Genomic DNA, 8,501 nt, shown 5'->3' with positions numbered 1-8,501 from the left:
GCGGAGCCTGCGCGCCCTGGCCCGTACCGGACAGGACACGGTCGCCGCGTCCTGGCGCGACCGCTCCGACGACCGGATCGCCGCCCAGGTGCCGCTGGCGCACGGCCCTACCCGCCGCAGCTTCCGCCGCAGCCTGCTCCACCTCCGGGTTGCATCTGCAACCCGGATCACATCATCGGTGCAGGGCTCAGGACTTGGGGGCCGCCACCGCCGCCTGGGGTCGAATCGGAAGGCGGTTGATCGGGCGGCCGGTCGCCGCACGGACTGCCGCGGCCACCGCTGCCGGGGACGTGACCACCGGGACCGCCGAGGCCGGCTTGGCGCCGAAGGGGGCTACTACGTCTCGCTCTTCGACAAGTTTGACGATGCGAATGTCGGGGGCGTCAAGGGAGGTGGGGAGGGCGTAACCCGTGAGGTCGGGGTGGCGGATCACACCGCGGGTCGTGCGGAGGTTCTCCGTCAGGGCTGCGCCGATGCCCTGGGTGACGCCTGCTTCGATACGGGCCGCCAGTTGGGACGGGTTGAGGATCCGGCCCACGTCCTGGGCCACCGCCATCTCGACCACGCGGATCGACCCGAGTTCGATGTCGACGTCCACGACCGCGCGGATCGCGCAGAAGGCGAGGCCGACGAACGCGTCGCCCTGGCCGGACTCGTCGAGCGGCTCGGTCGGGTGGGGGCGGCACTGGGCGGTGGCCCAGAGTTCCTTGCCGTCCATCGCCTCCGTGACGGTCGTGGACAGCACCCCGTCGTACGAGGTGATCTTGCCGTCCGTGATCTGGAGCAGCTCGGTGGACATGCCGAACTTGTGGGCCAGGGGCTGGAGGAGCTGGGTGCGGACCATCTTGGCGGCGCGTTCCACCGCTCCGGCGGAGACCCAGGTGTGGCGGCCGTGTGTGGACGGGCCCGCCGGGGGCTGGTCGGTGTCGACCGCGGCCACGTGGACCTCTTCGATGCCCAGGGTCTCCTGGACGACCTGGCGGGCCAGGGTACTGAAGCCCTGGCCCGTTTCGACCGCGGCGCAGAGGACCGTGGCGACGCCGTTGTGGACCCTGACCGTGGCGGTGGAGACCTCGTCCGCGCCTTCGGCTCCGAGCATGTGGACCATGCCGAGTGCGTAGCCGACGCCCCGGCGTACGGCACCGGGTTCGCCTGCGCCCTCCAGCCCGCCGGGAAGCAGCCAGCCGTCCTCCGGGGAGTCCTTGGGGAGCGCGGGGAGCGGGAAGTCCCGGACCGCACACAGGAGTTCGGCCACGGGGGCGGGGCACGTCACCGTCTGGCCGGTCGGGAGGATGTCGCCGGTGGAGAGCGAGTTACGGAGGCGGAGTTCGGCCGGGTCGATGCCGAGTTTGGTGGCCAGCTTGTCCATCTGGCCCTCGTACGCCGCGCAGACCTGCATGGCGCCCTCGCCGCGCACATGGCCGGACGGCGGGTTGTTCGTACGGACCGCCCAGCCCTCGATGAAGGCGTGCGGGACGACATACGGACCGCAGGCGAACGCGACCGCGGCGGCCAGGGACTCGGACGAGGCGTCGGCGTACGCGCCCGCGTCGAGGAGGATCTGTGCCTCGACCTTGACCAGCCTGCCTTCCGCGTCCGCGTGGTGGCGGTAGCGGAGCAGCGTCGGGTGGCGGTGGGCGTGGCCGAGGAAGGACTCCTCGCGGGTGGCGGCCAGTTTGACCGGGCAGCCGGTGCGCAGGGCGAGCAGGCCGAGCGGGAGCTGGAAGCCCGGGTCCTCGCGGTCGCCGGTCGCGCCGGGAACGCCGGTGACGACGATCTTCACCCGGTCCGGTTCGAGGCCGAAGCAGGCGGCGGCGAGGTCGCGGTCGGTGTGCGGGTCGGTGGAGGCGGTGTAGATCTCCACGCCGCCGTCGGGGCGCGGCACGGCGAGTCCGGCCTCGGCGCCGATCGGGGCGGGGTCCTGGCGGCCGATGCGGTACAGGCCCTCGACGATGACGTCGCCCGTGACCTCCGGGTCGCCGTAGCACAGCGGGATGTGGCGGATGAGGTTGCCGTCGGGGTGCAGGGGCTCCGCGGCGAACGCCTTCTCCGGGTCGGTGACCGGTTCGAGGACCTCGTACTCGACGACGATCGCCGCCGCGGCGAGGCGGGCCGTGTCGGGGTGGTCGGCGGCGACCGCGGCGATCGGTTCGCCGTGGTGGCGGACCAGTTCGGAGGCGAAGACGGGGCGGTCGACGACCCGGCGTCCGTACGCTGCGTCGCCGGGGACGTCCTCGTGGGTGACGACCGCACGGACGCCGGGCATCTCCGTGGCGCCCGTGGTGTCGATGGACAGGATGCGGGCGTGCGGGTGCGGGGAACGGAGCACGGCCGCCCAGAGCAGTCCCTCGGCCCAGAGGTCGGCCGCGTACGGGAACGTGCCCTGGGTCTTGGCGCGGGTGTCGGCGGGCGGCAGCGAGGCGCCGATGCCGCGTACGGGCGGCTCGGCGCCGCGGCCGTCCACCGGCGGAATGGTGAGTGCCGTGTGGGTGGCAGTGGCTGCGTCGCTCACGCCAGGCCTCCGTCCTGCAGATGGGGCTGGACACTACCGGCACCGGGCGCCGCCTGGTGCGGGATGCGGGCCTCGGTGGAATGCGCATCCGCGGACGCGGTGGCGGCGCCGGGCTCCGTGGCGGCCTCGGCGCTCGCCTCGCGGCCCGCGATGACCTCGTTGACGGCGTCCATGACGCCGCGGTAGCCGGCGCAGCGGCAGAGGTTGCCGCAGAGCGCTTGACGGGTCTCCAGTTCGCTGGGGGCGTGGTTGCCCTCCAGCAGATCGTGGATGGTCATGGCCATGCCGGGGATGCAGAAACCGCACTGGACGGCGCCGCAGTCGGCCAGGGCGCGCTGCACGTCGGACGGCTCGCCGTCGACGGCCAGGCCCTCGACCGTACGGACCTCGCTGCCCGCCGCGGTGGCCGCGGGGACCAGGCAGGAGGCGACGAGGCGGCCGTCGACCTGGACGCTGCAGGCACCGCACTCGCCCTGCGAGCAGCCGTCCTTGGCTCCGGCGAGGCCGAGACGCTCCCGGAGCACGTAGAGCAGGGACTCGCCGATCCAGGCGTCCGTGACGGGGCGGTCTGCGCCGTTCACATGCAGGACGTAGGAGGCGGACGGGTGCTCGCTGAGGGTGTCGGGGGACGTGTCGAGGGGCGCGTCGAGGGGTGCGTCGAAGGCGGTGTCGTGAGGGGGGTCGGTGGGGAGGGCCTGCTCGGGGGTGACCGTGGTGTCGGCGACGGGCTCCGTCGGCGGCTCGGCCGTTTCCGACCCGGTGGCGTCCGGGGCCGGGGCCTGCGTGAGGTTCGTGCCCAGTGCCGGGGTGTCCGCCGTGCCCTCTGCGGCCGTCTCGGAAACCTCGGGAGCCTCCGGCTGCGTCGCCCACGGCGCGGGCGCGCCACCCGGCAGCGTGGCCGATGGCGTCCGGTCCGCGTACCACTGGGACACCGTCGCCGAGGCCGCGAACTCGCCGGACTCCTCCGGCAGGTCGCCCTCGGCGACCGGGATCGTCCACTGGCCGGTATGGCCGGAGGTCTCGGCGGCCGTCGCCTCGGCGACGTTCCACTCGCCGGTCGGGGCCGACGTCTCGCCCTGCTGCGGGTACACCTCGTGCTGCGGGTACTCCGGAAGCTGCTGGTGCTGCTGGTGCTGCTCATGCAGCTGCTCGTTCGGGTCCGGCCAGTGCACCGCGCCCGTCGCCTGATGCTCCGTCTCCTGGCCGTGTGTACTCCGCGTCTGCACGACCCAGCTGCCCGTCGCCGTCGGGTCGAGCCCGGCCGCAGGGGTCAGCGGCACGATCATCGGCGGTACGTAGCCCTGGCCGGGAGCGGCCAGCGGGATGTTCGCCAGGTCCTCCGGGGGCAGCTGGACGAAGGCGGTCGCCTCGGCGTCGTACTCGCCGCCCTGCGCGGTCGGCTGCCAGCCGCCGTGCTCGTCGGCGGTGCCCTCGTTGTTCCTGTTGTCGGCGTTGCTGTTGCTCACGACAGTGCCCTCCCCAGCGCGCGTCGGGCGAGCGCGGCGACCGTACGCCGCAGATGCAGTACGGCGGGGGGCAGCGGTGGCGCCTCTCCCCCGTCGGCGGGCGGCGGCTGGTCCGGGATGCAGGCGGCGGCGACGTACTCGCCGAAGGCGGCCAGCGCGTCGGGCGCCAAGCCCCGTTCGCCGTCCCAGTCGATCAGCGAGGTGATCCAGCGCTCGGCCTCCAGCGGACGCAGCGGCATCGGTGCGATCGCGCCGACCGCGCAGCGCACTCCGCGCCGGGCCGGGTCGAGGACGATCGCGACGGATGCGGTGGCGCGGCCGGGGCCGGTGCGGCCGGTCGCCTTGAAGAAGACCTGGGGGGCGTGCAGCAGCGGTACGCGGATGAAGGCGATCAGCTCCGCGGGTTCGAGCATCTCCCGGCCGGCCAGCAGGTGCGAGACGGGAATCTCGCGGCGGGCGCCGTCCGGGCCCGCGATGACGAGCTCCGCCTCCAGGGCGGCAAGCACGGGAAGGGCGTCGCCGGTCGGGGCCGCGGTGGCGATGTTGCCGCCGAGCGTCCCGGCGTTACGAATCTGGGGCGGGCCCGCGGCGCGCGCGGACGCGGCCAGGGCGGGGATCAGTGCGGCGAAGTCGGGCCGGCCCATGCGTGCGTGGGTGAGCCCGGCGCCGAGCAGTGCGTGACCGTCCTGGTAGTGCCAGCCGCGGAGCTCGCTGATGCGGCCGAGACCGACGAGTCCGGAGGGGCGCAGCAGCCCCTTGTTGACGGCCGACATCAAGTCCGTGCCGCCGGCCACAGGAACGGCGGCCGGCATGGCGCCCAGTGCCGCCACTGCCTCGTCGAGCGAGGCGGGCAGCATCACCGTCTGCGTCGCCTGCGGTGCGTGCGTGGTCAACCCAGCTGCCCCTTCCCGGTGTCCCGGCGTCCCGCTTGTTTCGCCGTACGGTACGTGCTCAAAGCCCGGACGTGGCAACTCTGGCACATCTTCTGATCGGACCGACGCGAGGGTCCGCGAAGGGCGCATCCGCCCCCGACCTGGGGGATGCTCCCGTTTCGCGCCCCTTATGCACAGAGTGCGAATTGCCACTCTTCGGCAAGCCTTGTACGACTTATTCCCTTCCAGGGAAGCGCGGTTCCGGCAGGGCCGGCGAGAGCGCTTCCGGCCACCACGGTCCCAGGAACCGCGGTGGCCGTGCCCCGGTCCGCGAGCGGGATCACACGTTCGGGGGCGCACCCTCGATCGGACGTCCGAGGATGCCGGGGCGCTTCTGCCACGGCAACGGGCCGCCCGGCGGGCGGTAATCGACGCCGAGCGCGTCAAGTCGGGCATAGTGCGTGGTCATCCGGCGCTCGAAGTCGGCGAAGTCCCGGTCGACGGAGGCGGGCAGTGCCGACCAGGCGACCTCCGCGAACGCCGCGAGCCGCGGAAAGACCTGGTAGTCGACGCGGAACCGGTTCTGCATGACCTCGGTCCACACGTTGGCCTGGGTGCCCAGGATGTGACGGATCGCCTCGTCGGTCAGGCCCGGCGGTACGGGTTCGAAGCGGTACACGTCCTCCAGGGTGCGTACGTACCCGATGGGCATCGGCTCGTCGGGGCCGCCGTGCTGACGGTGGTCCAGATAGACCTGCTGCTCCGGGCACATCACGACATCGTGCCCGGCCTCGGCGGCGGCGATGCCACCCGCGTACCCGCGCCACGACGACACCGCCGCGCCGTCCGCGAGGCCGCCCTCGACACCTCGACCGGGCCCGCCGGCTCACCGTGCCGCGCGTGGGCGCCGGTACAGCCCGCGCCACGCACACGGAAATGACGGCTGTACGCAAAACCCCCGGGGCGCGCATCAGCGCGCTCCGGGGGCTCGGCCCGAACGGTCTTGCGGACGGACTACTTCTTGTCCTTGCCGCCCTTGTCCTTGTCGCCACCGGCGCCCATGGACTCGTAGATCTCCTTGCACATGGGACAGACCGGATACTTCTTGGGGTCGCGCCCCGGCACCCAGACCTTTCCGCACAGTGCCACCACGGGGGTGCCCTCCAGGGCACTCGCCATGATCTTGTCCTTCTGGACGTAATGGGCGTAGCGCTCGTGGTCGCCGTCGCCGCTCGACACCTGCGGTGTCGGCTCTACGAGGGTCCCCGTACCTGCCCCGCGCTCGGGCTCAAGAGTGCTCATAACAGCCAGGGTACTGAAAGCCCCGCGGTTCAGTTGAGCGAAGGGTCGTCCGGGTAGGTGGCAATCATGGCGAGTTCACTGCGCTGACGGCGCAGGACCGCCCGCCACAGATGTTCCGGACGCGGCGAGGAGACGTCTCCGGGCTCCGACTCCACCACGTACCAGGCGCCCTCGGTCAGCTCCGCCTCCAGCTGCCCGGGGCCCCAGCCCGCGTACCCCGCGAAGATCCGCAGCGAGCCGAGCGCCGCGGCCAGCAGTTCCGGCGGTGCCTCCAGATCCACCAGGCCGATCGCCCCGTACACCCTGCGCCAGCCGAGCGGCCCCTCGTCGCCGGGGATCACCGCGACGCCGAGCGCCGAGTCGAGGGAGACCGGACCGCCCTGGAAGACGACGTCCGGTTCGCCGGTCAGGCCGGCCCAGGACTCGAGGATGTCACCGACGCCGACCGGGGTCGGGCGGTTCAGGACGACGCCGAGTGAACCCTCCTCGTCGTGGTCGAGGAGCAGCACCACCGCGCGGTCGAAATTCGGGTCCGCGAGCGCGGGTGTGGCCACGAGCAGTCGCCCTGTGAGCGAGGACACCTCGGTCATGGCAGAAATGATCCCGCATCTTGGCCCTCCATGGGGACCAGGTGACGCGCCGGTCCGGCGAGGGAGTCCCAGCGCAGCTCAGGGCGCACGGGTGCGTGGGGAGCGCACGGCCCGTGAGGCATGTGTGGGCGGTGACCCTCTGCGAGGCGCGGCGAGCAGAGCGTGTTGTGGCTGTTTCATGACGTTCATACACCCCCTGCCGCCTTATGGACCGGGGGTGGACGGCCATTACCCTTTCGGTTGGCCCCCTGCCCGACCACTCCGGAACGCGAGATTCATGACCGGCACAGACGATGTCCTGCTTGTCCACGGCGGAACCCCGCTGGAGGGCGAGATCCGCGTCCGAGGCGCCAAGAACCTGGTGCCGAAGGCAATGGTCGCCGCGCTGCTCGGCAGCGGGCCCAGCCGGCTGCGCAATGTGCCCGACATCCGCGACGTGCGGGTCGTGCGGGGGCTGCTGCAGTTGCACGGTGTGACGGTCCGGCCCGGTGACGAGCCGGGCGAGCTGATCCTGGACCCCACCCATGTCGAGAGCGCCAACGTCGCTGACATCGATGCCCACGCGGGCTCGTCGCGCATCCCGATCCTGTTCTGCGGCCCGCTGCTGCACCGGCTGGGCCACGCCTTCATTCCGGGACTCGGCGGCTGCGACATCGGCGGACGGCCGATCGACTTCCACTTCGACGTGCTGCGGCAGTTCGGCGCGACGATCGAGAAGCGGGCCGACGGCCAGTACCTGGAGGCCCCGCAGCGGCTGCGCGGCACGAAGATCCGGCTGCCGTACCCGTCGGTGGGCTCCACCGAGCAGGTGCTGCTGACGGCGGTGCTCGCCGAGGGTGTCACCGAGCTGTCCAACGCGGCCGTGGAGCCGGAGATCGAGGACCTCATCTGCGTGCTGCAGAAGATGGGCGCGATCATCTCCATGGACACCGACCGGACCATCCGGATCACGGGCGTCGACCGGCTCGACGGGTACACGCACCGGGCGATCCCGGACCGTCTGGAGGCGGCCTCCTGGGCGTCCGCGGCGCTGGCGACCGAGGGCAACATCTACGTACGAGGCGCCCAGCAGCGCTCGATGATGACGTTCCTCAACACCTTCCGCCGGGTCGGCGGCGCCTTCGAGATCGACGACGAGGGCATCCGCTTCTGGCACCCGGGCGGCGCGCTGAACGCCATTGCCCTGGAGACGGACGTGCACCCCGGCTTCCAGACGGACTGGCAGCAGCCGCTCGTCGTGGCGCTGACGCAGGCCACCGGGCTGTCCATCGTCCACGAGACGGTGTACGAGTCCCGGCTCGGGTTCACCTCCGCGCTCAACCAGATGGGCGCGCACATCCAGCTCTACCGCGAGTGCCTGGGCGGCTCCGACTGCCGCTTCGGCCAGCGGAACTTCCTGCACTCGGCGGTCGTCTCCGGTCCGACGAAGCTGGAGGGCGCGGATCTGGTCATTCCTGACCTGCGTGGCGGTTTCTCGTACCTGATCGCCGCGCTGGCGGCACAGGGGACGTCGCGGGTGCACGGGATCGATCTGATCAACCGTGGCTACGAGAACTTCATGGAGAAGCTGGAGAAGCTCGGAGCGAAGGTCGAGTTGCCGGGCGGCTCGCTGGTCTGACGGCCGTGGGCCGGATCGGGGGCCCGGGGGCCCTGGGCTTCGAAGGCCCCGGCCCGGACCGACCCCCGCGAGGCCCTAGGGTGTGTTTCGAAAGTCCCGCCTGCCGGGCGACGCCTGGCACGCACGCTCGCTGCGTTGTCG

The 8,501-nt window shown here is 72.1% G+C and carries 6 protein-coding genes and 2 pseudogenes; 2 read left to right on the top strand and 6 right to left on the bottom strand.

What is annotated here, in order from left to right; translation table 11 throughout:
- Nucleotides 1-100: pseudogene (locus tag AB0N06_RS37185) on the top strand (RNA polymerase subunit sigma-70); the annotation flags it as partial.
- An 87-nt stretch (nt 101-187) separates the two neighbouring features.
- On the opposite strand, the gene AB0N06_RS37180 reads toward AB0N06_RS37185, so the two are convergent.
- The 6 genes and pseudogenes from AB0N06_RS37180 to AB0N06_RS37155 all read right to left on the bottom strand — a co-directional run bounded on the left by AB0N06_RS37180 (nt 188) and on the right by AB0N06_RS37155 (nt 6,742).
- Nucleotides 188-2,512, bottom strand: a complete 2,325-nt coding sequence (locus AB0N06_RS37180; RefSeq protein WP_366139102.1) for a molybdopterin cofactor-binding domain-containing protein — start codon at nt 2,510-2,512, stop codon at nt 188-190.
- Nucleotides 2,509-3,978, bottom strand: a complete 1,470-nt coding sequence (locus tag AB0N06_RS37175; protein WP_366139101.1) for a 2Fe-2S iron-sulfur cluster-binding protein — start codon at nt 3,976-3,978, stop codon at nt 2,509-2,511. The genes AB0N06_RS37180 and AB0N06_RS37175 overlap by 4 nt, the downstream gene beginning before the upstream one ends.
- Entirely contained in the window at nt 3,975-4,871 is an 897-nt protein-coding gene (locus AB0N06_RS37170; RefSeq protein WP_366139100.1) for an FAD binding domain-containing protein, read from the bottom strand. The genes AB0N06_RS37175 and AB0N06_RS37170 overlap by 4 nt, the downstream gene beginning before the upstream one ends.
- A 319-nt stretch (nt 4,872-5,190) precedes the next feature.
- Nucleotides 5,191-5,715 (bottom strand): annotated as a pseudogene (locus AB0N06_RS37165) (family 20 glycosylhydrolase); the annotation flags it as partial.
- 149 nt (nt 5,716-5,864) lie between these two features.
- Entirely contained in the window at nt 5,865-6,152 is a 288-nt protein-coding gene (locus AB0N06_RS37160) for a DUF3039 domain-containing protein (protein ID WP_358857663.1), read from the bottom strand.
- 29 nt (nt 6,153-6,181) lie between these two features.
- On the bottom strand, nt 6,182-6,742 hold the full coding sequence (locus tag AB0N06_RS37155) for a YqgE/AlgH family protein (protein ID WP_358857662.1): 561 nt from the start codon (nt 6,740-6,742) through the stop codon (nt 6,182-6,184).
- A gap of 277 nt (nt 6,743-7,019) precedes the next feature.
- On the opposite strand from AB0N06_RS37155, the gene murA reads away from it, so the two are divergent.
- Nucleotides 7,020-8,360, top strand: a complete 1,341-nt coding sequence (murA, locus tag AB0N06_RS37150) for a UDP-N-acetylglucosamine 1-carboxyvinyltransferase (protein WP_358857661.1) — start codon at nt 7,020-7,022, stop codon at nt 8,358-8,360.
- Nucleotides 8,361-8,501 lie beyond the last annotated feature (141 nt).

Origin of the sequence: Streptomyces sp. NPDC051020 (genome assembly GCF_040683105.1) — a bacterium.
Classification (GTDB): Bacteria; Actinomycetota; Actinomycetes; order Streptomycetales; family Streptomycetaceae; genus Streptomyces.
This window is presented reverse-complemented; position numbering and strand designations above follow the sequence as displayed.